Origin of the sequence: Pigmentiphaga litoralis, from assembly GCF_048632615.1 — a bacterium.
In the GTDB taxonomy this organism is placed as follows: domain Bacteria; phylum Pseudomonadota; class Gammaproteobacteria; order Burkholderiales; family Burkholderiaceae_B; genus Pigmentiphaga; species Pigmentiphaga litoralis_B.
The window spans coordinates 2892784-2917382 of sequence record NZ_CP184479.1 but is presented as its reverse complement, the minus strand read 5'-3'; the positions used below and the strand labels follow the sequence as shown (position 1 = coordinate 2917382).

25 protein-coding genes and 1 pseudogene are annotated in these 24599 nt (G+C 64.9%); 15 read left to right on the top strand and 11 right to left on the bottom strand.

Going from position 1 to position 24599, the window contains the following annotated elements:
- Window positions 1-10: 10 nt before the first annotated feature.
- Window positions 11-838: an SDR family oxidoreductase gene (locus ACNANG_RS13100; protein WP_420223319.1), complete on the bottom strand. Its 828-nt coding sequence runs from the start codon at window positions 836-838 to the stop codon at window positions 11-13.
- A gap of 152 nt (window positions 839-990) precedes the next feature.
- On the opposite strand from ACNANG_RS13100, the gene ACNANG_RS13095 reads away from it, so the two are divergent.
- Window positions 991-2460 (top strand): FAD-binding oxidoreductase, encoded by a 1470-nt coding sequence (locus tag ACNANG_RS13095; protein WP_420223318.1) that lies wholly within the window; start codon window positions 991-993, stop codon window positions 2458-2460.
- A gap of 17 nt (window positions 2461-2477) precedes the next feature.
- Here the strand turns inward: ACNANG_RS13095 and ACNANG_RS13090 are convergent, their stop codons facing one another.
- The gene (locus ACNANG_RS13090; RefSeq protein WP_420223317.1) at window positions 2478-3254 is read right to left on the bottom strand and encodes an NAD(P)H-dependent oxidoreductase; all 777 of its coding nucleotides are present in this window, start codon (window positions 3252-3254) and stop codon (window positions 2478-2480) included.
- Between the two features lie 89 nt (window positions 3255-3343).
- Between ACNANG_RS13090 and ACNANG_RS13085 the strand changes: the two genes are divergently transcribed.
- Window positions 3344-4279: a LysR family transcriptional regulator gene (locus ACNANG_RS13085; RefSeq protein WP_420223316.1), complete on the top strand. Its 936-nt coding sequence runs from the start codon at window positions 3344-3346 to the stop codon at window positions 4277-4279.
- Here the strand turns inward: ACNANG_RS13085 and ACNANG_RS13080 are convergent.
- The 4 genes from ACNANG_RS13080 to argS all read right to left on the bottom strand — a co-directional run bounded on the left by ACNANG_RS13080 (window position 4256) and on the right by argS (window position 8056).
- A complete protein-coding gene (locus ACNANG_RS13080) occupies window positions 4256-4630 on the bottom strand; it encodes a hypothetical protein (RefSeq protein ID WP_420223315.1) in 375 nt (124 codons plus the stop codon). The two genes, ACNANG_RS13085 and ACNANG_RS13080, sit on opposite strands and share 24 nt — an antisense overlap.
- Before the next feature lie 276 nt (window positions 4631-4906).
- The gene (locus tag ACNANG_RS13075; RefSeq protein ID WP_420223314.1) at window positions 4907-5569 is read right to left on the bottom strand and encodes a thiol:disulfide interchange protein DsbA/DsbL; all 663 of its coding nucleotides are present in this window, start codon (window positions 5567-5569) and stop codon (window positions 4907-4909) included.
- A 146-nt stretch (window positions 5570-5715) separates the two neighbouring features.
- Window positions 5716-6363 (bottom strand): SPOR domain-containing protein, encoded by a 648-nt coding sequence (locus tag ACNANG_RS13070; RefSeq protein WP_420223313.1) that lies wholly within the window; start codon window positions 6361-6363, stop codon window positions 5716-5718.
- Window positions 6364-6370: 7 nt separating this feature from the next.
- Window positions 6371-8056 (bottom strand): arginine--tRNA ligase, encoded by a 1686-nt coding sequence (gene argS, locus ACNANG_RS13065; RefSeq protein ID WP_420223312.1) that lies wholly within the window; start codon window positions 8054-8056, stop codon window positions 6371-6373.
- 269 nt (window positions 8057-8325) lie between these two features.
- Between argS and ACNANG_RS13060 the strand changes: the two genes are divergently transcribed.
- Genes ACNANG_RS13060 through ACNANG_RS13050 form a run of 3 tightly spaced genes read left to right on the top strand, consistent with a single transcriptional unit; the run spans window position 8326 to window position 10919 of the window.
- Window positions 8326-9408, top strand: a complete 1083-nt coding sequence (locus ACNANG_RS13060; protein ID WP_420223311.1) for an ABC transporter substrate-binding protein — start codon at window positions 8326-8328, stop codon at window positions 9406-9408.
- Window positions 9409-9420: 12 nt separating this feature from the next.
- The gene (locus ACNANG_RS13055) at window positions 9421-10191 is read left to right on the top strand and encodes an ABC transporter permease (RefSeq protein WP_420223310.1); all 771 of its coding nucleotides are present in this window, start codon (window positions 9421-9423) and stop codon (window positions 10189-10191) included.
- Window positions 10179-10919: an ABC transporter ATP-binding protein gene (locus ACNANG_RS13050; RefSeq protein ID WP_420223309.1), complete on the top strand. Its 741-nt coding sequence runs from the start codon at window positions 10179-10181 to the stop codon at window positions 10917-10919. Before ACNANG_RS13055 ends, ACNANG_RS13050 begins: the two co-directional genes overlap by 13 nt.
- A 1-nt stretch (window position 10920) precedes the next feature.
- Here the strand turns inward: ACNANG_RS13050 and ACNANG_RS13045 are convergent, their stop codons facing one another.
- Window positions 10921-12651, bottom strand: coding sequence for a tannase/feruloyl esterase family alpha/beta hydrolase (locus ACNANG_RS13045; protein WP_420223308.1), 1731 nt, complete (start codon window positions 12649-12651; stop codon window positions 10921-10923).
- 230 nt (window positions 12652-12881) lie between these two features.
- Between ACNANG_RS13045 and ACNANG_RS13040 the strand changes: the two genes are divergently transcribed.
- The 3 genes from ACNANG_RS13040 to ACNANG_RS13030 all read left to right on the top strand — a co-directional run bounded on the left by ACNANG_RS13040 (window position 12882) and on the right by ACNANG_RS13030 (window position 14249).
- Window positions 12882-13175 carry a hypothetical protein gene (locus ACNANG_RS13040; RefSeq protein WP_420223307.1) on the top strand — a complete coding sequence of 98 codons (294 nt, stop codon included), beginning with the start codon at window positions 12882-12884 and terminating at the stop codon, window positions 13173-13175.
- Window positions 13176-13334: 159 nt separating this feature from the next.
- Window positions 13335-13658: a DUF1840 domain-containing protein gene (locus ACNANG_RS13035; protein ID WP_420223306.1), complete on the top strand. Its 324-nt coding sequence runs from the start codon at window positions 13335-13337 to the stop codon at window positions 13656-13658.
- Between the two features lie 6 nt (window positions 13659-13664).
- Window positions 13665-14249, top strand: coding sequence for a DUF924 family protein (locus ACNANG_RS13030; RefSeq protein ID WP_420223305.1), 585 nt, complete (start codon window positions 13665-13667; stop codon window positions 14247-14249).
- Between the two features lie 112 nt (window positions 14250-14361).
- Here ACNANG_RS13030 and leuA read toward each other — a convergent pair whose 3' ends face one another.
- Together leuA and ACNANG_RS13020 are read right to left on the bottom strand one after the other, a co-directional pair.
- Entirely contained in the window at window positions 14362-16053 is a 1692-nt protein-coding gene (leuA, locus tag ACNANG_RS13025) for a 2-isopropylmalate synthase (RefSeq protein ID WP_420223304.1), read from the bottom strand.
- A gap of 369 nt (window positions 16054-16422) precedes the next feature.
- A complete protein-coding gene (locus ACNANG_RS13020) occupies window positions 16423-17529 on the bottom strand; it encodes a hemin-degrading factor (protein ID WP_420223303.1) in 1107 nt (368 codons plus the stop codon).
- Window positions 17530-17712: 183 nt separating this feature from the next.
- Here ACNANG_RS13020 and ACNANG_RS13015 point away from each other — a divergent pair, with 183 nt between their 5' ends.
- Together ACNANG_RS13015 and ACNANG_RS13010 are read left to right on the top strand one after the other, a co-directional pair.
- Window positions 17713-17931: a type II toxin-antitoxin system VapB family antitoxin gene (locus tag ACNANG_RS13015; protein ID WP_420223302.1), complete on the top strand. Its 219-nt coding sequence runs from the start codon at window positions 17713-17715 to the stop codon at window positions 17929-17931.
- Window positions 17928-18308: a type II toxin-antitoxin system VapC family toxin gene (locus ACNANG_RS13010; RefSeq protein ID WP_420223301.1), complete on the top strand. Its 381-nt coding sequence runs from the start codon at window positions 17928-17930 to the stop codon at window positions 18306-18308. Before ACNANG_RS13015 ends, ACNANG_RS13010 begins: the two co-directional genes overlap by 4 nt.
- Window positions 18309-18353: 45 nt before the next feature.
- On the opposite strand, the gene ACNANG_RS13005 is transcribed toward ACNANG_RS13010, so the two are convergent.
- Entirely contained in the window at window positions 18354-19544 is a 1191-nt protein-coding gene (locus ACNANG_RS13005) for a multidrug effflux MFS transporter (protein WP_420227537.1), read from the bottom strand.
- Window positions 19545-19732: 188 nt separating this feature from the next.
- Between ACNANG_RS13005 and ACNANG_RS13000 the strand changes: the two genes are divergently transcribed.
- The 5 genes and pseudogenes from ACNANG_RS13000 (at window position 19733) to modC (ending at window position 24120) form a co-directional block, all read left to right on the top strand.
- Window positions 19733-20644 carry a LysR family transcriptional regulator gene (locus ACNANG_RS13000; RefSeq protein ID WP_420223300.1) on the top strand — a complete coding sequence of 304 codons (912 nt, stop codon included), beginning with the start codon at window positions 19733-19735 and terminating at the stop codon, window positions 20642-20644.
- Window positions 20645-20765: 121 nt separating this feature from the next.
- A pseudogene (locus tag ACNANG_RS12995) lies at window positions 20766-21538 on the top strand (sulfite exporter TauE/SafE family protein).
- A gap of 51 nt (window positions 21539-21589) precedes the next feature.
- Window positions 21590-22351 carry a molybdate ABC transporter substrate-binding protein gene (gene modA, locus ACNANG_RS12990; protein WP_420223299.1) on the top strand — a complete coding sequence of 254 codons (762 nt, stop codon included), beginning with the start codon at window positions 21590-21592 and terminating at the stop codon, window positions 22349-22351.
- A 12-nt stretch (window positions 22352-22363) separates the two neighbouring features.
- Window positions 22364-23044, top strand: a complete 681-nt coding sequence (gene modB, locus ACNANG_RS12985) for a molybdate ABC transporter permease subunit (protein ID WP_420223298.1) — start codon at window positions 22364-22366, stop codon at window positions 23042-23044.
- Complete coding sequence (modC, locus tag ACNANG_RS12980; protein ID WP_420223297.1) at window positions 23041-24120, top strand: molybdenum ABC transporter ATP-binding protein; 1080 nt, start codon at window positions 23041-23043, stop codon at window positions 24118-24120. Before modB ends, modC begins: the two co-directional genes overlap by 4 nt.
- On the opposite strand, the gene ACNANG_RS12975 is transcribed toward modC, so the two are convergent.
- Complete coding sequence (locus tag ACNANG_RS12975) at window positions 24121-24525, bottom strand: winged helix-turn-helix domain-containing protein (protein ID WP_420223296.1); 405 nt, start codon at window positions 24523-24525, stop codon at window positions 24121-24123.
- Between the last annotated feature and the right edge of the window lie 74 nt (window positions 24526-24599).

The following is a 24599-nucleotide window of genomic DNA, read 5'->3' as shown; positions in this document are numbered from 1 at the left end:
GACAGGCGCGTCAGGACGGACGCGAGGCGCGCGGCTTGCGGGGCGCCTTGGAAGCGAAGTGATCGTACACCACCGCCGGAAGCAGCCGCAGCAGCCGTGCCACGACGCCCATCTGCCACGGAATGACGGTGTAGCGGGTGCCGCGCGCAATGGCGCGAGCCGCCTTGTCCGCAAAGACGTCCGGCTCCATCAGAAAGGGCATTCTGTACGGATTGTGCGCGGTCAGCGGCGTGCGGATGTAGCCTGGCGCCACCGTCGATACGCGGATGCCGTAGTGCACCAGTTCGTTACGCACGCTCTCGCAATAGGCGATCACGGCGGCCTTGGACGCACTGTAGGCGCCCGCGCCGGGCAGACCGCGGATGCCCGCCACGCTGGCGATACCGACAAGCTGACCGGCCCGCCGCGCCTTCATGCCGGCAATGAAGGGCTCGAAAGTCGAAACCATGGCCACGAGATTGGTGTCGATCACGGTCTTGAACGCGTCGAAGTCTTCCATCTCTTCGGTGAGCGTGCCGACACTGATCCCGGCGTTGGCGATGACGATGTCCACCTGCCCGCCGACGCTCAGGAAATCGGTGGCGGCGGCGTGCAGGGCGTCTCGGTCGCGAACGTCCAGAGCGTAGGTGCGGTGCTTGCCGTATGCCTGGTGTGTGGCTCGCACCTGATCCGCGCCGTCTGCCGGGCCCACGCCGTGCCCGCCGGGCAAGCTGGCCGCCAAGGCATCGAGTGCGTCCTTGCGGCGCCCGACCAGGCCAAGGGTGGCGCCCTGGGCCGCGTACTGGCGGGCCAAAGCCTCGCCAATGCCGCTGCTGGCGCCGGTAATGAATACGAACATCGACGTTCTCTCCTGGATGTGACGCAAGAATAGCCGCCCCTGTCGGCCTTGGGCGACCCAGGCCGGACAAATGTGTCCGGGCGCACCGCCTGCGAGCCGAGGCATCGCGGGGTATAGTCGAAGACCCAGTTGCTGTCCTGCACGAATACGCCATGCCCAACGACACGATCGACACCTCCGTACTTGGCGCCCCGGGGCGTCTGCATCCAGAACTTGCCACCGAACTTGTCCGTATCGTCGGGCAGGAACATGTCTTTGCCGAAGCGGCCGACAAGCTCAGGTACGAGATCGGCGCGCGCTATGGCGAAGGCAAGGCGGGCTTCGTGGTGCGGCCGGCGTCCGCCGCCGAGATCGGCGACGTGCTCGCCCTATGCCTGCGTACCGGCACGCCGCTCATTGCCCAGGGCGCCAATACCGGCCTAGTGGCCGCCAGCACGCCCAACGCAACGGGTCTGCAGGTCGTCATGAGCCTGGAGCGTCTGCGTGGCGACATCCTCGTGGACCGCGCCAATCGCACCGCTACGGTAGGCGCCGGCGTCACCTTGCAGGACCTGAACGAGAAGCTGGCCGCCGACAATCTGTGCTTCCCGATCGACCTGGGCGCCAACCCGTCGGTGGGCGGCATGATCGCCACCAATACGGGCGGCTCGCGCCTGGTGCGCTATGGCGACGTGCGGCACAACCTGCTTGGCCTGGAAGTCGTGCTGGCCGATCCTCCGGGCCAGGTGCTCGACCTGATGACGGGCCTGCGCAAGAACAACACCGGCTACGACCTGAAGCAGCTTTTTGTGGGAACCGGCGGTGCGGGCGGCATCATCACGCGCGCCGTGTTGCAGGTGCATCCCCTGCCCCGCCAGACCGCCACCGCGCTGATCGTGCCGACCGGCCAGGATGCGATCCTGGACCTGCTGATCGCCCTGGAAGGCGAATTCGGCGACTTCCTGACGGCCTATGAAGGTATTTCCAAGACCTGCATCGAAGCCGTGCTGGACCACATGCCGTCGGTGTCCAACCCCTTTGCGCCCGAACCGATCCCCGATTACATGCTGCTGGTGGAACTGAGCGCCACCGCCTCACGCGACACGCTGGGCATGGACCTGCAGGAAGCGCTGAACGGCTTCCTGGAACAGCAGTTCGATGTGCTGGTCGCCAACGCCCTGCTCGACGGCGGGCCCGACCTCTGGAAGATCCGCCATTCGATCAGCGAATCCATTCGTCACCAGGGCAAGTTGATTGCGTTCGACATTGCCGTGCCCCGCTCGGCCATGGTCGCTTTCCGCGCCGAAGCCATCGCAATGATGGACGAACGCTTCCCCTTCCTGCGCCTGTACGACTTCGGGCACTGGGCCGACGGCGGCGTCCACTTCAACATTGTCTGGCCCAAGGAAGCGGAACAGAAGCCCGACGACGCCACGATCGAATCGCTGCGCATCGCGATCTACGACCTGGTCGTGCGCAGCTATGGCGGCAGCTTCAGTGCCGAACACGGCGTCGGACCGTACAACGAACGTTTCTACCACCGCTACACCGCCGACACCGTGCAGGAATTTGCTGGACGGGTGCAGTCAGCCATCGATCCCAAGCACGTGCTTGGGCAGGTGTGGTTCGGGCCGGAACGGTAGGCGGGTTTGGCGGTGGGTCACCTGCGATGCGCCCCAAACCCCTCCATGCCCGGCGCGATCTCCGCCTTCAGCGTCAGTGACGGAATGTCATACTCGCCAGCGTTCTGGGGCCGGTAAGGAATCGGCGGCGTTGCCGCCAACGTATCCAGCCGTTCGCCCAAGGCAGTGCACAGCGATGCAAACCTGGCATCGTCGGTCTTGCCCGTCCGGTAGGTGACGAAAGGCGGCAGGACGTCGAACCCGGGATAGAACAGGATCCCGTGTTGGATCGGAAACAGGATGTCGTCGATCGGCCCGCCGATGCCGCGCGGTGCGTAATGGGATTCCCAGCCGCCGGTCGACACCATCACCATGGCGCGTTTGCCTGACATGACGCCTTCGCCGAAACGCTCACCCCACCGGGCGTCCGAGTGCTCGCCCACCCCGTAGGCAAAGCCGTTTGCGTAGACACGGTCGACCCAGCCTTTCATGATCGCGGGCATCGAATACCACCACAGCGGAAACTGCAGGATCAGCACGTCCGCCCAGCGCAGCCTGTCCTGCTCCTGCTTGATGTCGGCGCGTTGCCGGTCCGCGTCAAACGCACGCCGTGAATCCGCCGACGCATCGAACCGGCCGTCAAACGGAGGGTCCAGGCTGTCCTGGGCATCCAGCTCCGCCTTCCACTGCATGGCGTACAGGTCCGACACCTGTACGGCGTGACCTGCTGCCTGCAGATGCGCCACGGCAAAGTCCTTGAGCGCCCCATTCAGCGAACGCGGTTCCGGATGGGCGTAGACAATGAGGATATTCATGACGCTGCTTCCTGAAGATGACGAAAGCAGGCAGCGTAGGCGCGACGCCGGTATAGTGGAAATGAATTGCTGATATTCCAGGTATTGCGATGCTTAATTTACGCCGGCTGGACATGAACCTGCTGCTGACGCTTGACGCGCTGCTGGCCGAGCACAACGTCACGCGCGCGGCGGAACGCCTTGGCTTTTCGCAACCATCGATCAGCGTGCACCTGGCCAAGTTGCGGCATGTGTTCAACGACCCGTTGCTGCTGCCTGGCCCGCGCGGCATGCGTCCCACCGCGCGCGCCGATGAACTGCGCGAACCCCTGCGTGAAGCCCTGGCGGCGCTGGAGCGAGCGGTGCTTCCCACCCGGCCCTTCGATCCGTCAACGGCGACGCACACATGGCGCATGGCGGCGTCGGACTATGCCGAGTCGACCATTGTCCTTCCCACGCTGGGTCCCCTGCGCAAGGCAGCGCCCGCCACGCGGGTCGCGGTCCTGCCGCTGTCGATCCCACTAGTGGTGTCGCGGGCGGAACAGGGCACGATTGACCTGGCGTTCCACACGACCGCCGACAGCCCCGCCGGCCTGCATCGCCGCACCTTGTTCAAAGAGCGCTACGTGCTGGCCGGCCGCGCCGGCCATCCCAAGCTGAAGCGCCGGCCCACCATCGCGCAGTTCTGCAAGCTGGAGCACGTCCTCGTGTCCACCTACGGCGGTGGTTTTCACGGCGTGACCGACGACACGCTGGCGGCCGCGGGCTTGACCCGACGGGTGGCGCTGTCGGTGCCGCATTTCCTCTTCATGCGATCGGTGCTGGCGCAGACCGATCTGGTGGCCATGGTGCCCTGGCGGCTGGTGCGCAACGAGCCGGGACTGACCGTGGTGGACGCCCCGGTAGACGTGCCCGGCTACGAGATGGCGATGTTGTGGCACGACCGGAGCCACCGGGATCCGGCGCATGTGTGGCTGCGCGACCTGGTGGCGGCCAGCACGGCAGCGCCCGGCATGCCGGCGTCAGGCCAGCTTCAGTTTCCGTAGCGCGGCCGGCACGAGTTCGAACAACGGCTTCTGCACGACCGTGGCGACCAGGGTGCCCTTGCCGCGAATCTGCAGGTCCAGCTTCGCGTAGTCATAGGCTTCCGCAAAGGTCGGAAAGTCGCCACGGCCGACCCACATCAGGGCCGCGACCCGGCAAACGTCGTCGTTAGGCAGGCCGTTCAGCACGTCCAGGGTCGTGCGGGGCGCGGCGGCCCCGGGGTCCGCGGCACCCCCGGCAGGGCTTGCTGCGGCGGACGCAGGCGCGCCGGCGTCGGCATCGTGCTTGCGCGCATCGAGCGCGATCAGCTGATCAAGGGAACGCCGCAGGGTGGGGCTGATGACATCGCTCATGGGCGGACCTTTCATGTAAGGGGATAAGCAAGCAAACGCCGCCGGGCACTGGTGGCCGCGGCAGCGCGTCGATGATAGAGACGTGCGTTTTCCCGTAAATGCGGAGAACTACGTCATGCCGATCCGGCCCCGGTCCTGCCCCGAAGCTTTGTCCCCAGGTCCTTCCAGTACGCCCTCCCCAAAAACAAAACACCTCGAAAGCCAGGACAGCGTCCCACCTTCGAGGTGCTTTGGTTTTTTCCGCCTCCCGGCATGACGCCGGGAGCCACGCGCGATTTACTTCGCGCCGCCTTCCTTCCTGGCCTGCGCGATCAGGAAGTCCGCGACCTGCAGCGCAGCGGCATTGCTGCCCGCCTGCGCCGGCGACGTCAGATACTTGCCGTTGATGGCCAGCGTCGGCACGCCGTCGATCTTGTAGGCCTCCGACAGCTTGGCGGCGCGCTGCACCTTGGACTGCACGCCGAACGAGTTGTACGCGGCAGTGAACTGCGCCTTGTCCAGGCCGTTCTTTGCCGCCCAGTCGGCAATGCGGTCGGCGGTGTTCAGCGGCTGGCGCTGTTCATGGATCGCGCTGAATACCATGCGATGCAGCTGGTCGACCTTGCCCAGCGCTTCCAGCGTGTAGTACAGGCGTTGCTGTGGTTCCATGCCGGCATTGAACTTGACCGGCACGCGCTTGATCACGACGTCGGCAGGCTGCTTCTTGATCCAGCTTTCAAGGCTGGGTTCGAGCGCATTGCAATGCGGGCAGCTGTACCAGAAGAACTCGGTCACTTCGATCTTGCCCTGCGATTCGGTCTGCTGCGGCTGCGCCAGGCGGGTGTATTCCGTGCCTTCACGGAACTGCTGGGCGGATGCCACCGACGGCAGGAGCGCGACGGACGCCGCGGCAAACGCAAGACCCGTCAAAAGACGATGGATGGAACGACGACCGATCATGGACTTTTCCTTAGTATTCGAGTGCGGACCGCCGGGGCACCCTTGTGCCGCCACGACCACATGTCAGACTCGGACCCGCCACGACGGAGCCAAGTTCCTTTCTGGTGCAGTTGCAACAACCGCATTCCAACCTACCGCAGGTCAACCTACTTCTTTACGACTGCCGCTTCGATGCCGTTTTCGGCCAGGCGCGCGCGCGAGCGGTTCATGTCATCGAGCTTGGCGAACGGGCCCAGCCGGACACGATTGACGGTGCCTTTCGGGACGTCGGCGGTTTCGAGCCGAGCTTCGAAGCCCATGAATGCCAATCGTGCCTTCAAGGCTTCCGCGTCTTCGATCACCCGGAACGCGCCAACCTGCAGATAGTAAGTGCCCGTGCTTTCCGGAACCGCGGGCGACGACGGCGTGGCAGGCGTGCGTCCGGCAGGCGGCGTCGGGGTGGACGATCCCGGACCCGTATAGAAGCTGGCGATGGGGTCGTCGTTCCGGCGCGCGTTGGGGACTGGCGCGGGCGGCGGCGCCGAGATGGCCGGCGGGCCGCTCGAAGGCGGTACCGAACCCGCTGGCGCGTCCTTGCCGTACAGGCTGCGGTTGGGGTCGGGCGCGTTGGCCGGGTCCACCGGCTGCTGGCTGGTCGGCGGAACGCGCGCGGTCTTGTTCACGAAAGGCACGGGCGCCTTGTTCACATAGACCGCCACCAGCACGGCAACCACCAGGCCGACAAGCAGCCCGGCGATCAGGCCGAACATGGTGCCGCCGTGTTGCTTGCGCAGGCGGGAAGAGTTCAGGGGCATCGCAGGTTCACATCCGTTCGGGCGCGGTCACGCCCAGCAGGCTCAGGCCGTTCGCCAGGACCTGACGGGTGGCGGCCAGCAGCGAGAGGCGCGCCAGCTTGAGCGCTTCGTCGTCCACCAGCACACGTTCCGCGTTGTAGTAGGCGTGGAAGTCGGCGGCGCAGTCCTTCAGCCAGAAGGCCACGTGGTGGGGCGCCAGGTCGTTGGCGGCCATGCCGACCATGCCGGGGAATTCGGCCAGGCGCTGCATCAACAGGAATTCACGTTCGGCCACCAGCAGCGACGCGTCGGCCTGGGCCAGCGCGGTGACATCGCCGCCCCAGCTGTTCAGGATCGAGCAGATACGGGCATGCGCGTACTGGATGTAATAGACCGGGTTTTCGTCGGTCTGCTTGAGCGCCAGGTCCACGTCGAACACGAATTCGGTGTCGGCGCGGCGCTGGATCAGGAAGAAGCGGACGGCGTCGCGGCCCACCCAGTCGATCAGGTCGCGCAGGGTGACATAACTGCCCGCGCGCTTGGAGATCTTGACCTCTTCGCCGCCGCGCATGACCTTGACCATCTTGTGCAGGATGTAGTCGGGGTAGCCCTTGGGGATGCCCACGCCCAGCGCCTGCAGACCCGAGCGCACGCGGGCGATGGTGCCATGGTGGTCGGATCCCTGGATGTTGATGGCCTTGGTGTAGCCGCGTTCCCACTTGGTGACGTGGTAGGCCACATCGGGCACGAAGTAGGTGTAGCCGCCTTCGGACTTGCGCATGACGCGGTCCTTGTCGTCCCCTTCGCCCAGTTCGGTGGTGCGCAGCCACAGCGCGCCTTCGTTCTCGTAGGTGTGACCGCTGTCGATCAGCCGTTGCACGGTGTTGTCGACCCGGCCTGACGTATACAGCGAGCTTTCCAGGTAGTAGTTGTCGAACTTCAGGTCGAACGCGGCCAGGTCCAGGTCCTGCTCGCGGCGCAGGTACGCCACCGCAAAGCGCCGGATGTCTTCCATGTTGTTGACGTCGCCGGACGCGGTGACGGGTTCGGCATCGGCTGCCTGCACCGTCTTGCCACCCTTGAAGTCGTCGGCGATCTCGGCAATGTATTCGCCGCGATAGCCGTCCGCGGGGAAGTCGGGATGCGTGGTGTCGATACCGCGCGCCCGCGCCTGCACGCTGACGGCCAGGTTGTGGATCTGGTTGCCGGCGTCGTTGTAATAGAACTCGCGATGCACGTCCCAGCCGCTGGCGCCGAACAGGCGGCACAGCGCGTCTCCGAGCGCGGCCTGGCGGGCATGGCCCACATGCAGCGGACCGGTCGGATTGGCGGACACGAATTCGACGATGACCTTGCGGCCGATGGAAGGCGCGCGGCCGAAGTCGGCGCCGCGCACGCGGATCGCGTCGATCACGGCTTGCTTGGCGGCGGGGGCGATACGCAGGTTGATGAAACCCGGGCCTGCGATCTCAGCGCTCGCGATCAACGCGGTGGCGCCCGGCTGGGCCATCAGGGAATCGACGATCTGCTGTGCGAGGTCTCGCGGATTGCGCTTGAGCGGCTTGGCGATCTGCATCGCCACGTTGGTCGCCACGTCGCCATGCGACGCGGCCTTGGGGCGTTCCAGGAGCAGCGTGGGAGTCGCCTCGGGGGCAACGGCCTGGACGGCGGCGCCGATCAGGCTGAGAAGTTGTACCTGTTGCTCGGGGAGCATGGAATAGGACATCGCGGGGGTAAGTAAGAGGGCAATCTTAACAGCCGCAGGCGTCGGGGACTAACGCCGGGGGTGCCAATGTGGTGTTTTGGCGGACGTTTTCCCTGGGGGCTGCCACTGGGCGTAAGCCGGTTGTCAGACCAGGTCTGACACAAGAAAGCGACGTCTTAAGCATATAGCTTTTGGTAATTAAAAGAGTCGAATCAAGGCAAATACAATATATAAAGTCATAAAGACCCCCAGCGATATCACTTAAGGTTCTAACGATAATGAAGCGCTTTTTTGCGTCGGCAACATTGGCCCTGGGCCTCGGACTTGGTTCGTATGGCGCCGCCGCCACGGCCGCGCCCCTGGAAATCGGCTATCTGCCGATCATCCCCGCCGCGCAGCTGTTCATCGCGCGTGAAGAAGGCGCCCTGCCGTCCGAAGGGGGTGCGCCCAAGCTCGTGCAGTTTCAGAGCGGACCGGCGTTGGTGCAGGCGCTGTTGGCCGGCCAACTCGATATCGCGTATGTGGGCATTGGTCCGGCCCTGGTCGCGCGCGGCAAGGGGGCGGACGTCAAGGTGGTCGCGTCCAACATCGTCGAGCAGGTCAGTTTCGTGGCGATGGGCGATCTGGCGCCCTACTTCGCATCAGGGGATGCCGGCACGGCCTTTGCCCGCTTTGCCAAGGACAAGGGCCGCCAACCCGTGATCGCCAGCTATCCCAAAGGCGCCGTACCCGAAGCCGCCCTGCAATACTGGCTGCGCAATCGCATCAAGGCGGACCCCAACAGCCTGAAGCTGATCACGCAGGGCGAATCGCAGATCCAGCAGGCGCTGCTGACTGGCGCGATCGACGGCGCGGCGATTCTGGAACCGACCGTCACCACCGTGCTGACGCGTGCCCCGCAAGCGCGGGTGGTTGCGCGCGGCAACGATCTGTTCCCGCGCCAGCCCGGCGCCGTGCTGTTGGTCCGTGAAAAGCTGATCCGCGAACAACCGGCCGTGGTCCAGGCGCTGGTCGCGCGCCATGTGGCCGCGACCCGGCTGCTGGACACGCAACCGGCCAAGGCCGCTCCGGCTGTGCAGAAGTACGTGGGCGGCGGGCGCCTGCCGGTCGATATCGTCGAGAAGGCCATCCGCAATTCCAAGGGCCAGTTCGTGGCCGACCCGAACACCATCATTCCGGCCACCCTGGTGCTGCAGAAATTCCAGGCCGACACGGGCACGCTGGAAGGCCCGCCGGTGGATGTGACCAAGCTGTTCGACACGCAGTTCTATGATGCCGCCGTCAAGCCGGCGGCATCACCGGCCAAGGCCGCGCCCGCGAACGCGGCGCCCTCAGCCGGCAAACCTGCCGCGGCCCGGTAAAGCGGGAACATCTTGGCCGCTTCCCGTGCTTCGGGCGCCGTGACGCGCATTATCTATGGCGTCGCCGGTGTCGTGCTGTTCGTCCTGCTGTGGAAAGCGGCGGGCGTGTTCGCCTGGGTGCGCCCGGGCACCTTGCCCGACCCCTTCCTGCTGCCCGATGCCTTCCTGCAGGAATGGCAGTCCGACCGCCTGCTGCCCGCGGTCGGCTCCAGCCTGATCCACTACTTCTGGGGACTGGGGCTGGGCACGCTGTTCGGCATGCTGGTCGGCATGGCGGCGGCTACCGTGCACCGCTTCGACATGCTGCAGGCCTATCTGGCGCGCATCCTGCGGCCAATCCCGCCGCTGGCATGGGTGGTGTTCGCCATTGCGTGGTTCAAGGTCAGCCATGCTGGCGCGGCGTTCGTGATCGCCATTGGCGTGTTCTGGGTCAACTACTTCGCCACCTACAGCGCGGTCCGCAATATCGATCCGCGCTTTTACGAGCTGGCCCGCAGTTTCGGCCAGGGCAGCTACTGGCGCCGGGCGCGCAGCATCACGCTGCCCGCGATCGCGCCTGGCACGCTCGCTGGTGTGCGCACCGGCATCGGTCAGGCGTGGATGACGCTGATCGCCGCCGAATTGCTGGGCGTGCCGGGCATGGGGCAAGAGATGAACGCCGCGGCCGGCGTCGGCGCGTATGAAGCCGTGGTGATCTACATGCTGGCCATCTCCCTGGTCTATGCGCTGTGCGACCTGGTGTACGGATGGATAGAACGGAGGGTGCTCGCATGGCGTCCGTAATCGAATTCGACCGCCTCAGCTATACCCATCCGGGTGCGCCCGGCCCGGTCATCCAGGACCTGTCGCTGGCGATCGAAGCCGGCAGCTTCGTGGCAGTGGTAGGCGGTTCCGGCGTCGGCAAGTCGACCCTGCTGCGCACGGCCGCGGGCCTGATCGAACCGGGCGGCGGCGCCATGCGCTTCACGCTGCCGCGGCGCCCGGGCCGCCGGCGCCGTGCCGTGGTGTTCCAGGACGGCCGCTTGCTGCCCTGGCGCACCGTGGCCGACAACGTCGCCTACGGGCTGGAAACGCTGGATATCGACGCAAGGCAGAAACGCGAGCGCGTGGCCGAAGCCCTGTCGCTGACCGGGCTGGCCGACTTTGGCGATCGCTGGCCGCACCAGTTGTCGGGCGGCCAGGCGCAACGCGTGGGCATTGCCCGCGCCTTGGCCGTCAAGCCCGACATCCTGTTGATGGACGAGCCGTTCAGCGCGGTGGATGCGCTCACGCGCCGCAAGCTTCAGGCCGAACTGATTCGGCTCTGGCAGGCAACGCAGTCAGCGGTGATGTTCGTCACGCACGACATCGACGAAGCGGTCTTCCTGGCGGACCGCGTGGTCGTGTTGGGCGGACAGCCCGCTTCGGTGGTCGAAAACCTGGCGATCGATCTGCCACGGCCGCGCGACCGGACGAATCCGGCCTTTGCGGATGCCGTGGCGCATCTATCCGCACGGCTGGGTGTGGAATAGCCTAAGGCGCCGACACCGCGCACCGATAGCTTTCGGCCTTGCTGGCATCGCCCGACACATACTGCGGATAGTTCGGGTAGCGGCACATCGGGCGTGACGCCAGCGTGGTGAACGGCGCGGTCGTGGCGTTGCGCACCTGCACCAGCGCATCCGCCGGCGGCTGACCGGAGGTCACCCAGCCATCCAGCGCCCCGAGCAGGTCATACGTGGTCGGCACTTCGGTACCCGTCGTCAGGCTGGCCGCCGTACCGCCATGCGATGACGCGGGCGATACGTACAGGCGCAAGAAGCTGTCGACGTTGGCCTGCCCCATCGTGCTCACCACGTTCTGCACATAGTTGATGCCGGCCATCGGACTTTGCGCCATGTCGCCCGTGTTCTCACGAATGATCAGCTTGCCTCCCCGCGCGCGGAAAGCCGCCAGGTCGGGGTTGCTGGCATCCATCAGTTCCGACACCGCCTTGATCCGCGCTTCGAACGCCGACGCGTTGAATGTGCGCACATCGAAACTGGCATCGCGCGCAATCACATATCGCGCATAGCTGCTGCCGTAGATCACAGCGCGCGCATCGGTTGCGACAGGCGTCGGCACCGCCGGCACTGCGCCGGTGGAGATCCAGCGGCCAATGCCTTCACCGCCCAGCTGGATTTCACCGCCGAACAGTCGGCCCGGATAGGTCGTGCTGCCGTTGGCCACCGCGAACGGCAGCACGGTCGGTCCATAGGCAGCCTGCAAGGTGGCAAGCTGAGGATCGGACAGGCAGGTCGGACCGGTGTCGGCGCCTGCCACGCAGCGCAGGCTGGCCAGATTCATTTTGGATGCACACGCCAGATAGTTGCTGACGACACCATCCGCCGCGCCATCCAGCGCGTCGCACGTATCGTTCACCGTCTTGGCGAACGCGCTGATCTTGGCCGTGCCGAGCGCCCCGCCCGCAAATTGCGGCTTGCTGAAATTGATGAATCCGTTGAACAGTCCGGTCCAGTAGATCACTGGCACGACGGACACGATCCCGTCGAAATCGGCCGGATAGCGCTGCGCCATCATCAGGCCTTCACGCCCGCCTTCCGACCCGCCGTAGTAATACTGTTTGGCCGGCTTGCGCAGGTAGTAGCTTGCCATCAGGCTGTGCGCCACATCCTTGACCTTCTTGTACGAGGCGTGCGCAAAGTTAACGAACATCTCGTCATTCAACGCAAACTTGCCCGGGTCGGTCGTGTTGTAGGCGCTGGCATCGTGGCCCGAATCGGTGCCAAACATCGCATAGCCCTGCGTGATCGGCAGGGGCTGTCCGGCGGGCGCATCGCGCAAGGGCGCCAGGCTGTTCACCAGGCTGCCGTTGAAGCCGCCCCCGCCCACCATGACCGCTTTCTCGTTCCAGGTCAGTGGCAGGTTGACCTGGAAGACGATGGGATCCGCGCCCGCTGCCGTGGGCGCGATCGATCCCGATACCCGGCAATATTCCGGCGTAGGCGCGGTCCCGGTCGTCGCGGCAACGATAGCCGCCGCGGTCACCGTCGCGGGCGCGCTGGGCAAGCCGATGTCGGCGGCGGCCACGGTTTTTCCGGCCAGCGCCGGACATGAGGTGCGCAGCGCAGCGGCATCCGGAACCGGACGCGCTGCAGGCGTATCGTCATGGTCATCACCGCCGCAGCCGGCAAGCAACACTGGGGCGCCAACCACAGCGGCAAGCGCGGCCCATCGACGCAAGGCATCTGGGGGAATCAACATGACGGTCTCCTGGGTGCGTTATCTTGGCCATGGCTGAGCATGCATGTTAGTGCTCAATCCGGCAGGCAAATGATGCAATAAATTGCATATCGCCGTCCCTAGGGCCTTACCCTCGGCCCACTGCGTGTCACCGTCCCTTGTACGATCATGGATTCGGCTGACTCGGCCGGCGGCACGGGCCGCCGCGTCGGAACCCGCTCGTCATTGCCGGTGCATAAGGAAACCGCTTCATGGTTCGTCTGCTCATTCACGCTCCGTCGCCGTCTTCTTTGGAGCGCGCCCGCCGCAATCTGGCGAACCTGCTGAAACTGGCCCCCGACGCGACGGTGGAACTGGTCGTGAACGCAGGGGCTGTGGCTGCGGCGCTGGACACCCCGCATCCCCTGGATGTTTACCTGCGCGTGTGCGCCAACACGCTGGCCGCCAACGGGCGCACCGCACCGGACGGTATCACCACCGTCCCGGCCGCCGTTCTGTATCTAGCCGAGCGCCAGGCCGACGGCTGGAGCTACATCCGCGCCTGAAGGCTGACATGGGCCGGTGACCTTCATCCGTGCGGTACGTCATCAGGATGAGGATCAAGGTTACGGTTCGCGCAAACCGTTACCGGCGCTTCACGCACGTTAGGCCAGTGCCGCTGTTACCGTCATAATGAATCCACCGACAACAACAAGGAGCCGTCCATGATCATCACCTTTCGATCCAAGGCTGCCGGAGAAGTCATCATGCTGGGCCAGCATGCCAAGCCATTGCTGGAACTGGCGGGCAAGGTGGTCGGCGATACCCTCGAAAAGCGCGGCGTGTTCACGCCTGAACAATTGCCCGATGCCATCGCCCGCATCGAACAAGCACTGAACGCCGAAAAAGACCCCAACTTCGACGAAGACGACCCTGCGCAGGCTGCGCGTGCCGCGCAATATGTCGGCCTGCGCCAGCGCGCCTTCCCGCTGCTCGACCTGCTGCGCCGGTCCGAGCAAAAGAAGGTCAACGTCACCTGGGAGAGCTGATCGTTCATGGCGATGCATCCCTGGCAATCCGTCATTGATTTCTGGTTCCTGCCCAAAGACGACCCCGGCTATCTCAAGCCGCGCCACGTCTGGTTCCAGAAGAACCCGGCCCTGGACGCGCAGATGCGCGCGCGCTTCGAACGTTCGGTGCAACGCGCCATTGCAGGCGACCTGGATACCTGGACGGCCGAGCTTGAAGGTGAGCTGGCGCTGATCGTGCTGCTGGACCAGTTCACGCGCAACATCTGGCGCGATACCCCTGCTGCGTTCTCGGGCGACGCCAAGGCGCTGACGCATGCGCTTGGCCTGATCGACAGCGGCCAGTATCTGCGCCTGCCGCCGGTGCAGCGGGAATTCGTTTACCTGCCCCTGATGCACAGCGAGAACATCGACATCCAGGAACGCGCGGTCGCGCTGTACACGACCCTGGCGCAAGAACATCCGGCCTCGCAGAATTCGCTGGACTTTGCGATCCGCCACCGCGACATCATTGCAAGGTTCGGGCGCTTTCCCCATCGCAATGCGGTGCTGGCGCGGGGAAGCACGTCGCAAGAGCAGGCGTTTTTGAAGCAGCCGGGGTCGGGGTTTTAATTCGGCGCGCTTCGATTGTGTCTGGTTCGTAGAGACCAAAAAAACCTGCCGGGATCACCGGCAGGTTTTTTGTTTATTCAAGCAGCGCGGGGTACGCACTGCCAGGTATCGCTCACACTTCGACAGGCTCGTCCGCGGTCTCTTCATCAGCCGTGTTGGTGCTTTGCATGTGGCGATTGACCGCGCTCAGCACTGCCTTGAAGCTTGCCGTGACGATGTCGTGGTCGATGCCCACGCCAAAGCCCGTGGGCGAATCGCCAATGCGCAGCTCGACATAGCTGGCGGCCGATGCGTCGGCGCCGATGCCGATCGAATGCTCGTGGTAATCCATCACGCGGATCGGCAGGTCGAGCGCATTCACGAACGCGTCGATCGGGCCATTGCCGTTGCCGGACAAGGTGCGCGCCTGGCCTTCATAGATCACGTCAACGTCGACACGAATGCCGTCATCGGTACTGGCAATGCGGTGACGCACGAACTTGTACGGCACGGCAATATCCAGGTACTCGCGGCGGAAGATCGCGTACACGTCGGTGGCCGTGACTTCGCGGCCGGTCTCGTCCGTCACGCGCTGGATTGCGCGGCTGTATTCGATCTGCAAGCGGCGCGGCAAGTCCAGGCCATGTTCCTGCTGCAACAGGTAGGCCACGCCACCCTTGCCCGACTGGCTGTTCACGCGGATCACCGCATCGTAGCTGCGGCCCACGTCGGCCGGGTCGATCGGCAAGTACGGCACGTCCCAGATCGTGTCGGGCTTGCGCTGCGCAAAACCCTTCTTGATGGCGTCCTGGTGCGAACCCGAAAACGCCGTGAACACCAGATCGCCCACATAGGGATGGCGCGGGTGCACGGGCAACTGGTTGCAGTATTCAACGCAGCGGCGCACGTCATCGATGTCCGAGAAGTCGAGGCCGGGATGCACGCCCTGGCTGTACAGGTTCAAGGCAAGGGTGACGAGGTCGACGTTGCCGGTGCGCTCGCCGTTGCCGAACAGGCAGCCTTCAACGCGATCCGCGCCGGCCATCACGCCAAGTTCGGCGGCGGCGACCGCGGTGCCGCGGTCATTGTGCGGGTGCACGCTGAGCACGATGTGCTCGCGGTCGTTCAGGTTGCGGTGCATCCACTCGATCTGATCCGCGTACACATTGGGCGTCGCGCATTCGATGGTGGCAGGCAGGTTGAAGATGATCTTGCGGCCGGGGCCCACGCCCCATTCGGCCGACACGGCATCGCACACGTCCTTGGCGAAATCGAGTTCGGCGGAACTGAAGACTTCAGGGGAGTACTGATACACCCATTCCGTTTCCGGATGCTGCGCGGTCAATTCGCGGATCAGGCGTGTGCCGTCCAGGGCGATCTGCTTGACCTCGTCTTTCGACATGTTGAACACGATGCGGCGGAAGTCCGGCGCGATGGCGTTGTACATATGGACGATGACGCGGCGGGCGCCGATGACGGACTCGATCGACCGGCGGATCAGGTCTTCGCGGGACTGCGTCAACACCTCGACGGTCACGTCATCAGGAATGCGGTTTTCGTCGACGAGCTTGCGGATGAAGTCGAAGTCGGTCTGCGATGCCGAAGGAAAGCCGACTTCGATTTCCTTGAAACCGATATCGACGAGCTTTTCGAACAGACGCATCTTGCGCTCGGCGTTCATCGGCTCGATCAAGGACTGGTTGCCGTCACGCAAGTCCGTGCTCATCCAGATCGGCGGCGTCGTGATGCGTTTGTTCGGCCAGGTGCGTTCGGAAAAATCGTACGCGGGGAAAGGGCGGTATTTCGCCTCTGGGTTCTTCAACATGTAAGTCTCCTGCTAGGGGTGCGATCGGCTGGCGCTGGGTGCAGCTGAGTCGCTAGCTGTCTGATCGGTCAAACCGAGAGCGTGGCCGGGGGCTGCCGAACTACCACGGGACACTAGGCCCGGCAGCCGGTCGGTAGTAGCAGCGAGGAGATCAGGGCGATCGAGGCGACGGCCGACACGCGAATCGCACGGGCAGCCGCCATCGACGCTGGGCAGCGTGCGGCGGAAATGCTCGAGATGGCGTGGCAAGCGTGGGCCATGATGCGATTCGGAAGGGATGCTTTCTTGAAGGATCCGCAGCGCCGTGCGCAGCGGACAAGTCGTTAGTCAAACATAAATCCGGCCAAACTGCAAACGCGCGTGGGCCCATTACGACGCCAGCGGCTCGCTGCACAGGCCGGCCAGCAGGTCGCGCCACGCGGTCAGTTCGGGGTTGCCGGGTTTGCGGGCGCCGAACATCTGCACGATCAGGTCGCCGTTGGAGGCATAGACCTCGACCGACGTCACCCAGCCGTCTACCGTGGGCTTGTTGACGACCCAGGTCGATGCGATGGCGGTGGTGTTCAGGTGCAGGTTGAAGCGCGGATCGAGCACGTTGAACCAGGGCCCGGTCCGAAGCAGCTTTTCCACCGGGCCGGTGTGGATCTGCACGATGCCCTTGTTGCTGACGAACACCATGATCGGCAGTCCGCTGCCGGCGGCCCGTGTCAACACCGTTTCGGCCGTGTCGAGCGGCACCTGCTGCGCCAGGTCGGCGCCCGCCGCGCGCAAGGCGCCCAGACGCGTCGCCTTGAACTTGCGCAGCATCGGAAAGAAGTCGTGCGTGTCTTTCAATGCCTGCCAGGCGGCGCGCAATCCTTGCGGGTCGTTGACGGTGTCAACGTTGACGGCGGCATTGTTATCGTTGCCGCTGTCATCGTTGCCCTTGTCATCGTTGACGGTCGCAACCACCGGGTCGACGTCCGGCCACGAGGGCGACGGAGCGGCGAACCTCGCGACCAACGCGTCGTACGCTCCGGCGTCAGTGGCGTCGGTCACGTACACCTTGTGCACCGCGCCGCCATGGCGATCAAAGAACTGCAGGCTGCGGCGGCCGTTTTCGGTGACCGCGAAGGTGGTGCGCCAACTGTCGAAGAACACACGCAGATCGATGTCCGGACCGAGCACCAGTCCGACATGGCCATGGCCCAGCTGGATGTCTTCATACCGGCCATGGCGTTCGTGCACGCACGCGTCATTGCGCGACAGCGCCATCACTTCGCCCAGCGAGCCCAGCTCACCAAAAATCGCCTTGGGCGCACCGGCCAGCGGCACGGCGGACAGGCCTCCGCATTCCGCTGCCACCAGCTCCGCTTCGGACACACCCAGACGCGTCGCGCGATCCCGCGCACGCAACTTCGGCTCGGCCGCCGCCAGCGCATCGTGGCGGGCGCGCAGGTCGTCGCGGCGGGTAGAGAAGGTGGAGGATATGTCCATGAAAGTCCGGAAGGAAAAGAAGACTGCGGGGAAGTCCGGGCAGCGCTTTCAGCCAGGAACAGGAATGCTCATTCTAGCGGGCGCATCACTCTTTCAAGCTGTTGGGGCCGGATGATCAATGCAGTATCATTCTCCACATTGATGCGAAATTTGATGCATTAGCGCATCATTTCTGGAGTTGTGATGCGAACTACCGTGACGATCGACGATGCTCTGTACGCACAAGCGTTGGAAGTGGCAGATCCCGAAATGGATAAAGCGGACTTATTCCGCGAGGCTGTAGAGCTCTATGTTCGCGTTCGAGCAGGCAAGCGCCTCGCGGCCCTTGGCGGCAAGGCGCCAGACATGCAGGATGTAGAACGGCGCCGCGAACCGTCAAAACAACAGCCAAAACAATCATGAGCGTGCTTGTTGACACCTCAGTCTGGGTGGATCATTTCCGCAAGCACAATTCAACGCTGGAACTGCTGATGCTCCAGGATGACGTATTGACGCATCCCATGGTGATAGCCGAAATTGCTTGCGGCACGCCGCCGGCACCGCGACAGAAAACGCTTGCGGATCTGGACACGCTGCGTCAGGTTCGGCAGGCATCGGTCGCAGAAGTCAGAGACTTGATCGAACGCGATAGTCTGTTCGGCATGGGTTGCGGCTTCATCGATATCACGCTTGTCGCATCGACGTTGATTACCCCGAATGCGCGAGTATGGACCAAGGATCGTCGCCTGCTTGACTTGGCCGATCGTTACGGCGTCGCCTACCGACCTCGGGCGCACTGAAGCAGAGCGTTGGACCTGCACCTGCCTCCTGCTGCTGCACCCTGTTCACCCCGCGACCTGCGCCGCGTCCCGCTCGCGAAACAGCCACCCCAGCACGCACCACGCCACGCCGCTTACCGCCACGCCCGCGCCGAGCGCCACCGCCAGCTTCAGCGCGCTGCCATACACCAGCGGCACGAACCACCCGCTGACGGCCGAAAAGAACACCATCTGGATAAAGCCGAGGACCGACGCCGCCGTTCCCGCCAGTTCGGGAATACGGCGCAGGACGCGCAAGGTCATGCTTGGGATCGCGATCGACAGGCCGAACGAGAACAAGCCCAGCGGCAGCACCGCCCAGGGTACGGCGGGCACGTCAGCCAAGGCGGTATAGGTGATGTTGATGGCGCAGCTCAGCCCCATCATTGCGTAGGCCAGCCCGATCATCCGTGACGCAGACCAGCGCGACGCCATGCGTGCGGCCAGGAAGGATCCGCTCATCATGCCGACCACCAGCGGTATGAACAAATAGGCAAACGCTGTTTCCGGCAGCCGCAGCACCTGCGTCACGAAGTCGGGCGCGGCGCCGATCAGGAAGGCGAAACCCGCGAACAGCGTGCCGAATGCGATCGCCATGGCAACGAACTGCCTGTCCTTCAGTACACGTCCGTAATTGCGCAGCAGCACGCCCACCGCAAAACGCTGCCGCCGCGCGGGTGGCAAGGTTTCGGGCAAGCGCCACGCGCACAGCGCCGCACTGAGCGCGGCCAGAATCGCAAGCATGACGAAGATGCCGCGCCAGCCTGAATGCGACGCCACGTATCCACCGATGATGGGTGCGAAAGCGGGCGACACGCCGAACACCATGATGATGTACGACATGGTCTTTTGTGCGGTGGCGCCTTCATAACAATCGTTGACGATGGCCTGCCCGACCACCATGCCTGCGCCGGCCGACAGTCCTTGCAGCACGCGCCCGGTCAGCAGCCAGTTGAAGTCGATGCCGATTGCGGCAATGACGGAGCCTGCGGCATACACCAGCAGCGATGCCAGGATGACGCGGCGGCGGCCAAAGGAATCGGACAGCGTGCCATGCAGCAGGGTCATGAAGGCGTAGGCCACCATGTACATGCCCAGCGTCAGCTGCACGACATCGGGCGGCAGGCGAAAGTCGCGGCCTATCGCGCCAAAGGCGGGCAGGTAGGCATCGATCGACATCGGCCCCAGGCAGGCGAGCGCGCCCAGGATCAGGACCATGACGGAATAGCGGGGTAGTGCAGGGTGTGGCAAAACGGGCGCCTCAAGAGCGATAGCCGCGGGAAACGCCAAGGCGTCGTGCGCGGACGGGGTGACACGTTTGGGGACGACCAGTGGGCGGCGCAACGCTGAACGCACGCAGCCGGCCAGTGTATCGGATCGGCATGACACGCCCGTACACTCGCATCATGCTTACTTCCCGACAGCTTCGTTATTTCGTCGAGATCGTCGACGCTGGCAGCTTCAGTCTTGCGGCCGAACGCCTGTTCATTGCCCAGTCGGCGTTGAGCCGCCAGGTGCGTGACATGGAACAGGCGCTCAAGGTCACCTTGCTGGTCCGCGACCCGCGCGGATTGGACCTGACGCCCGCCGGCCGATCCCTATATGGCAACGCGCGGCGCATCCTGGCCGCGCTGGACGATGCTGCCGTCAGCGCCGTGCATGCCGAGCGCGGCACCGAAGGCACGGTCCACCTGTTGCATTCCAGTTCGGTTCCGCCGGGTCCCGCCTTGCTGGCTGCGATCGCGCGCCATGTCGACGCGCACCCGGGTGTGTCCATCGAGATCGCCACGGCATCGTCCGAGCACCAGGCACACGAGATCCACGAAGGCCGGGCTGACCTGGGCCTGGCGCGTGAGCCCATCTTGCGCAGGTATGCGGATCTTCAGTACACCCCGTTGTATCGCGAACCATTGATGGCCATCGTTCCCGACGCCCACCCGCTTGCGGCGCACCGCCGCTTGACGGTTTCCGCCCTGCGCGACGAGCGCTTCGTGGCGCTGGCGCACCAGGAACGGGGCGGGCTGGGCCATCGGGTGGCGGAGCTGTGCCGCGTGCACGGCTTTTCGCCGCAACCCGCGGCGGTGCGTTCGCGCAAGTGGTCGCAGCTGGCGCTGGTGGAAGCGGGTTTGGGTGTGGCCATTGTGCCGGCGTCGATGGCCAGGATGGCCCCGGCGGGCGTGAAGGCGATTGCGATCGCCGACGCCAACGCCGATTCCGGTGTGCTGGCCATCTGCCGGCAGGATGCAACCGCCATCACGCGGCGGCTTGCGGACGCACTGGTGGCGGCGCACACGGTTACCGGTGCGCCTTCGGACTAGCGTGCCGGCGCTTGCGCTGACGAGTCATCGCACATTGCGATAGGCCCGCGCCTTATTTGGCATTGGCCGGCATCGAACGCGATCGCTACATTGACGAACCCGATTCGTACGATGTTCGTCCATGCCCGACCTGCACAGCCTGCCCGACCTGCTCCCTCTTCCGCCCCTCGCGTTGTTGACCGTCTGCTCGGGCGTCCTCATCGCCTACATCATTTTCGGCATCGCCGGCTTTGGCACGGCGCTGGTTGCCGGGCCGGTCCTGGCCAACTGGTTGCCCTTGTCCACCATCGTGCCGCTGCTGGCGCTGCTCGACTTCGCGGCTGCGTGTGTCAACGTGGCACGCGACCGGCAGGCGGCGGACCGGAGCGAGCTTGGCCGGCTCGTCCCCGCCATGCTGGCAGGCAGCGCAGTCGGCGCGGCCATCCTGCTGTTGGGCCGCCCCGCGCCGCTGCAAGGTGCGCTGGGCCTGTTCGCACTGGCTTACGGGGTCTATGCCGCGATCGGCTGGCGGCCCCCGCCACCTTCAGCCCGCGCGCGGCCCTGCCCTTCGGGTTGGTGGGCGGAGTCTGCTCGGCCCTGTTCGGCAGCGGCGGTTTTGTGTACGCCATCTATCTTGGCGGCCGTATCGCGTCGCCCGATCGCCAACGCGTCACGCAATCCACGTTGATTGGTTTGAGCACGCTCACCCGGCTGACGCTGTTCCTGCTCGCCGGCGTCTATGCCGATCGGCAGCTGCTATTGCTGGCCTTGGGCCTTGCACCGGCCATGCTGATCGGCACGGCGATAGGCCGGCGCATCACGCTATCCCTGCCAAAAGCAAAGTTCCTGCGAATGGTCAGCATCATCGTTGCCGCGTCGGGCGCAGCATTGATCTGGCGGTATGTGGCCTGGTGACACCAGTCGTTGTATATTGTCGAACATAACGAAACCGCTTGGGACTTTCCGATGCCTACCCGCCCGATACCGCGTTGCCTGTGCGTCCTTACCCTTTTTGCGGCAGGGCTGTCCGCCGCACGGGCGGCCGACGTTCAGGTCGCGGTGGCGGCCAATTTCACGGCGCCGATGCGGGCCATTGCCGCGGATTTCGAAAAAGCGACGGGGCACAAGGTCGTGGCCGCCTTTGGTGCGACCGGGCAGTTCTACGCGCAGATCCGCAATGGCGCGCCGTTCGACGTGTTCCTGGCGGCCGATGACACCACGCCCGAAAAGCTCGACAAGGAAGGCCTGACGGTTGCCGGCTCACGCTTCACTTATGCCACGGGCGCCCTCGCTCTCTGGTCGGCCAGGTCCGGCTACGTGGACGCGAATGGCGATGTGCTCAAGGCCAATCAGTTTGCGCATCTTGCGATCGCCAATCCCAAGACCGCGCCGTATGGCCTGGCGGCCACGCAAGTGCTGGACAAGCTTGGCCTTACGCAGGCCGTCGCCACCAGGATCGTTGAAGGCCAGAGCATTGCGCAGGCGCACCAGTTCGTGTCGACCGGCAATGCCGAACTCGGTTTCGTTGCGCTCTCGCAGATCTTCAAAGATGGGGTGATCACCAGCGGGTCGGCCTGGAAAGTGCCTGCATCGATGCATGATCCCATCCGGCAGGACGCCGTCCTTCTGGCCAAGGGCAAAGACAATCCCGCCGCGCGCGCGTTGATCGACTATCTGAAAGGTCCGGCCGCCGCGGCGGTGATCCGCGCGTACGGCTACCAGAACTGAGTGCGCCTCGGCATGCCCCTCGACGCCTCCGACCTGTCCGCGATCTGGCTGACGATCCAGCTTGCCGGACTCACCACGGTCCTGCTTCTGCTGGTCGGTACGCCTGTCGCATGGTGGTTGTCGCGCACGCGGTCGGCGTGGAAGGGGCCCATCGGCGCCATCGTGGCCTTGCCCCTGGTGTTGCCGCCTACCGTGATCGGCTTCTATCTGCTGGTGGTGATGGGGCCGAACGGACCGCTCGGGCAGCTGACGCAGCAGCTTGGCCTGGGCACGCTGTCGTTCAGCTTTGCGGGCCTGGTGGTGGGGTCGGTGTTCTATTCGCTGCCGTTCGTGGTGCAGCCTTTGCAGAACGCATTCGAGGCAATCGGCCCACGTCCGCTTGAAGCGGCCGCCACTTTGCGGGCCAGTCCATGGGACACCTTCATCACCGTCGTATTGCCCTTGGCGCGGCCGGGGTTCATCACCGCGGCCATTCTGGGCTTTGCGCACACGGTCGGCGAATTTGGCGTGGTACTGATGATAGGCGGCAACATTCCGGGCAAGACCCGGGTGGTGTCGACACAGATCTATTCGCACGTCGAAGCGATGGAATACGCGCAGGCGCATTGGCTGGCGGGCGGGATGCTGGTCTTTTCGTTCGCCATCCTGTTGCTGCTGTACGCCCGCCGGCGGCATGCGCCGTTCCATCCATGATCGACGCGCGGTTCCACCTCAGGTACGACGGCTTCACACTGGATGTGCAGCTGGCCTTGCCGGGTCGCGGCGTGACTGCCTTGTTCGGGCCATCGGGATCGGGCAAGACCACCGTGCTCCGCTGCCTGGCGGGCCTGGAAACGCCGTCGGAAGGGCATTTGCGCGTCGCTGGCGAGACGTGGCTGGACACCTCGCGCGGCGTCACGCTGCCCACGCATCGACGGCCCATCGGCTATGTGTTCCAGGAAGCCAGCCTGTTTCCTCATCTGGATGTGCGGGCGAATCTTGCGTTTGGCTTGAAGCGGATCGCCAGGGCGGAACGCCGCGTCAGGCTGGAAGAGGCGGCCGCCATGCTGGGAATCGGGCATCTGCTTGACCGCGCACCGGACCGATTGTCGGGCGGGGAACGTCAGCGGGTGGGTATCGCGCGCGCCTTGTTGACCAGTCCGCGCCTGCTGCTGATGGACGAACCGCTGGCTGCGCTGGACACGCAGCGCAAGCAGGAGATCCTGCCCTACCTGCAACGCCTGCATGACGAGCTAGACATCCCGGTCGTGTATGTCACCCACTCGCCAGACGAAGTCGCGCGGCTGGCAGATCATCTGGTGCTGCTGGAAGACGGCGGCGTGCTGGCCAGCGGCACCATTGGCGATCTGTTGTCGCGTGTGGATCTGCCGCCTGCCATGGGCGATGACGCGTCGGTGGTGGTAGACGGCGTGGTGACGCATTACGATCCGGCCTACCAGCTGGTGACGGTAGCACTGCCCGGCAGCACGTCGACCTTCCGCGTCGTGCGGCCGCCGATGGTCATCGGTCAGCGAGCGCGGCTGGTCGTGATGGCACGGGATGTCAGCATCTCGCTCACGCCTCAGCAGGACGGCAGCATACTGAACGTATTGCCGGTGACGGTGGCCGAAGTCGCGCCCGGCGCGTCGACGGCCCAGCGGTTGCTGAGACTGGATGCCGACGGCACTCCGTTGCTGGCCCGGATCACGCAGTATTCGTGCGACCGGCTGGCCCTGGCGCCCGGCATGCGGGCGTGGGCCCAGGTCAAGGCGGTGTCGCTGCTGGCGTGATCACGGCTTGAACAGGTCCGCCAGGCTGCGGATCTCGTTTTGCGCGGCGGCGTAGGCCCGCGCTTCAATGTCCCGATACAACTGGATCAATGCGGCGCCTGCCGGCGTGACCACACTACGTCCGCCCGCCTTGCCGCCGTGCTCGGACGCGGTCGCGGGCGACTTCAAGGACTGGTTCATTTCTTCGACCAGCATCCACGCGCGCCGGTACGACATGTTCAGGCTGCGCGCGGCGGCGGAGATCGAACCGTGTTCGGCAATGGCTTCCAGCAACGCGACCTTGCCGGGTCCAAGTGCAACCGTGTCCCCCTTGCGCACGCGCATGCGGAAACGCACGTCGACCGGAAGCGATTCGGAATCCGGGGAAAGTAAAGAAGAAGGTGGCGGAGCAGGAAGGTCGGACATCGGCAAGCACTCGCAAGAACGGGGTCGCACGACACGCGATGCGGCGGCGTGCCTTGCGACCCCGTACCTTGTTC

Bases quoted from the DNA above. Each gene is read 5' to 3' on its own strand.
- ACNANG_RS13100 (WP_420223319.1), bottom strand. From the start codon at position 838: ATGTTCGTATTCATTACCGGCGCCAGCAGCGGCATTGGCGAGGCTTTG.
- ACNANG_RS13095 (WP_420223318.1), top strand. From the start codon at position 991: ATGCCCAACGACACGATCGACACCTCCGTACTTGGCGCCCCGGGGCGT.
- ACNANG_RS13090 (WP_420223317.1), bottom strand. From the start codon at position 3,254: ATGAATATCCTCATTGTCTACGCCCATCCGGAACCGCGTTCGCTGAAT.
- ACNANG_RS13085 (WP_420223316.1), top strand. From the start codon at position 3,344: ATGCTTAATTTACGCCGGCTGGACATGAACCTGCTGCTGACGCTTGAC.
- ACNANG_RS13080 (WP_420223315.1), bottom strand. From the start codon at position 4,630: ATGAGCGATGTCATCAGCCCCACCCTGCGGCGTTCCCTTGATCAGCTG.
- ACNANG_RS13075 (WP_420223314.1), bottom strand. From the start codon at position 5,569: ATGATCGGTCGTCGTTCCATCCATCGTCTTTTGACGGGTCTTGCGTTT.
- ACNANG_RS13070 (WP_420223313.1), bottom strand. From the start codon at position 6,363: ATGCCCCTGAACTCTTCCCGCCTGCGCAAGCAACACGGCGGCACCATG.
- argS (WP_420223312.1), bottom strand. From the start codon at position 8,056: ATGCTCCCCGAGCAACAGGTACAACTTCTCAGCCTGATCGGCGCCGCC.
- ACNANG_RS13060 (WP_420223311.1), top strand. From the start codon at position 8,326: ATGAAGCGCTTTTTTGCGTCGGCAACATTGGCCCTGGGCCTCGGACTT.
- ACNANG_RS13050 (WP_420223309.1), top strand. From the start codon at position 10,179: ATGGCGTCCGTAATCGAATTCGACCGCCTCAGCTATACCCATCCGGGT.
- ACNANG_RS13045 (WP_420223308.1), bottom strand. From the start codon at position 12,651: ATGTTGATTCCCCCAGATGCCTTGCGTCGATGGGCCGCGCTTGCCGCT.
- ACNANG_RS13040 (WP_420223307.1), top strand. From the start codon at position 12,882: ATGGTTCGTCTGCTCATTCACGCTCCGTCGCCGTCTTCTTTGGAGCGC.
- ACNANG_RS13035 (WP_420223306.1), top strand. From the start codon at position 13,335: ATGATCATCACCTTTCGATCCAAGGCTGCCGGAGAAGTCATCATGCTG.
- ACNANG_RS13030 (WP_420223305.1), top strand. From the start codon at position 13,665: ATGGCGATGCATCCCTGGCAATCCGTCATTGATTTCTGGTTCCTGCCC.
- leuA (WP_420223304.1), bottom strand. From the start codon at position 16,053: ATGTTGAAGAACCCAGAGGCGAAATACCGCCCTTTCCCCGCGTACGAT.
- ACNANG_RS13020 (WP_420223303.1), bottom strand. From the start codon at position 17,529: ATGGACATATCCTCCACCTTCTCTACCCGCCGCGACGACCTGCGCGCC.
- ACNANG_RS13015 (WP_420223302.1), top strand. From the start codon at position 17,713: ATGCGAACTACCGTGACGATCGACGATGCTCTGTACGCACAAGCGTTG.
- ACNANG_RS13010 (WP_420223301.1), top strand. From the start codon at position 17,928: ATGAGCGTGCTTGTTGACACCTCAGTCTGGGTGGATCATTTCCGCAAG.
- ACNANG_RS13005 (WP_420227537.1), bottom strand. From the start codon at position 19,544: ATGGTCCTGATCCTGGGCGCGCTCGCCTGCCTGGGGCCGATGTCGATC.
- ACNANG_RS13000 (WP_420223300.1), top strand. From the start codon at position 19,733: ATGCTTACTTCCCGACAGCTTCGTTATTTCGTCGAGATCGTCGACGCT.
- modA (WP_420223299.1), top strand. From the start codon at position 21,590: ATGCCTACCCGCCCGATACCGCGTTGCCTGTGCGTCCTTACCCTTTTT.
- modB (WP_420223298.1), top strand. From the start codon at position 22,364: ATGCCCCTCGACGCCTCCGACCTGTCCGCGATCTGGCTGACGATCCAG.
- modC (WP_420223297.1), top strand. From the start codon at position 23,041: ATGATCGACGCGCGGTTCCACCTCAGGTACGACGGCTTCACACTGGAT.
- ACNANG_RS12975 (WP_420223296.1), bottom strand. From the start codon at position 24,525: ATGTCCGACCTTCCTGCTCCGCCACCTTCTTCTTTACTTTCCCCGGAT.